We start from the raw sequence: 1,686 nt of genomic DNA, 5'->3' as shown, positions 1-1,686 counted from the left end.
GGTCGGTGCAGACACCGACTTCCAACTGCTCGATTCGGGTCTTGCTCTCGTCGTAATCGGCGGCCTCGGCATTGACCCAGGCGCAAGAGCCGTCGGACTCGCTCGCCAGGCCGTTATCGAGCAGCGAGCGATGGTGCGCGCCCGACAGCGTCGCGTTGGCCAGGCCGCTCAGGCCCAGGGTCAGGCTCTGGTTGGCATCGATCAGGCTGCGTCGGTAGGCCTCCACGTCCAGCAGAAAACCGCCGTTCGGCCCCTTGACCCGCGCGATCCAGATCTGATCGCGGAAGCCTAGGCCCGCGATCACCGATCCGTCGGCATTGACCCCTTGCACCTTCGCCCAAGTGGGGTCGATCGCGAACTCGACGCCGTAGCCGGCCAGCCATTGCTGGATCGACAGCGTTCCGGTCTGCTCGGACCAACGGAAGACATTCCTCTGTCCTCCCGGACCACCGTAGGTTTCGCCGACGATCACCTGCCCGTCGGCGGATATTTTGGTCGGCAAACTGCCCTTCATCGACGGCAACAGGCCGAGCAAGCGCACGCCGGCCGCCTGGTCCCAGACGTAGGCCTGTTGAATCCGCTCGCCCGAGTTCGTGACGATGACCCCGGTGATGCGGCTGCCGTCGTGCGAAACGTCTACCGCGGCCTCCAGCGCGCTGCCGAGCGCCGCATCGATGAAGAACGGCGCGCGCCCGTCCTGCCACACGAACACCCGCGGGTTCACCCCGTTTCCGCTGGCCCGACCGATGACCGTGCGTCCGTCGCCGGAAAGCGCACCGGGATCGAACAACGAGTAGCCCTGCCAGTCGCCGGCTACCGGCATTACCTCCACGCCCCGATCGGAACGCCAGCGGAAGACCTCACGCCGGAAATTGCTGTTCAAACGTTGCCCGGCGATGATCCGCCCGTCCGCGGACATGTCCTGGGCAATGGCGGAGTAGCCGGGGACATCCACCACCCGTATCCCGCCTTCGCGCGTCCACAGCGCCGGCGCCCAGCGTCGGTCCGGTAGCCCCGATACCGAATCGGGCAGGTTCAACAACACCACGGAACCGTCCCCGGATATCGCACGCAACTCGAAATCTTGGCTGGAAAGCCCGGGGAACGTCAGGATGTCGGTACGCCCTTGCGATCGGGTCCAATGGAACGCGGTGGCGTGGAAAAGGCCGGCCACGGCACGGCCGTCGTCGGACAACAGCGACCAGCCCATGGAAAATTCCGGGCCGATCACGTCCACTTCCACCGCCGCCCGGGCGGAACCGCAAACGGCCAGAACGGCCAACGTCAAAATCGCTGCGCGCATAGTCCAATCCTTGGTGGTCGAGCGAAGTCATCAGGGACAGGCCCCGGGCTCTCATGCACTGATGATCCTAGGCGGCCGTCGCATCGACTGAAACTGCACCGACAGCGCCGCCGGTCACGCTATGGCGCTTTCCCCCGCACTTACCGTACGACACTCATACGTTTCGGCCGGCGCCGCCGGCCGCGCGACCGCCAGGAAACAGCCCGGGCGGCCGCTGGCCGCAGCCTAGAAGGCCAGCCGATAGCTCGCCGACACACCCCAATCCGCATCGCCGCCCGACGAGGATGCGCGTGCGCCGACGCCGAGCACCGAACCGTTGCCGAAACGGTGGTCGAAGTCCACCAAGGCCTGCCCCCAGCTGCGGTCCAGTTCGCCGCCGGGCA

Annotated in this window: 1 protein-coding gene; it reads right to left on the bottom strand. The window is 66.5% G+C overall.

The annotated features are described in order from the left end of the window. Window positions 1-1,303 (bottom strand): hypothetical protein (locus tag LC490_RS24180; RefSeq protein ID WP_223621890.1); only part of this gene is annotated, 1,303 nt, incomplete at its 3' end. Between the last annotated feature and the right edge of the window lie 383 nt (window positions 1,304-1,686).

The sequence above is a fragment of the Lysobacter sp. ESA13C genome (assembly GCF_019970005.1).
Classification (GTDB): Bacteria; Pseudomonadota; Gammaproteobacteria; order Xanthomonadales; family Xanthomonadaceae; genus Lysobacter; species Lysobacter antibioticus_B.
This window is presented reverse-complemented; position numbering and strand designations above follow the sequence as displayed.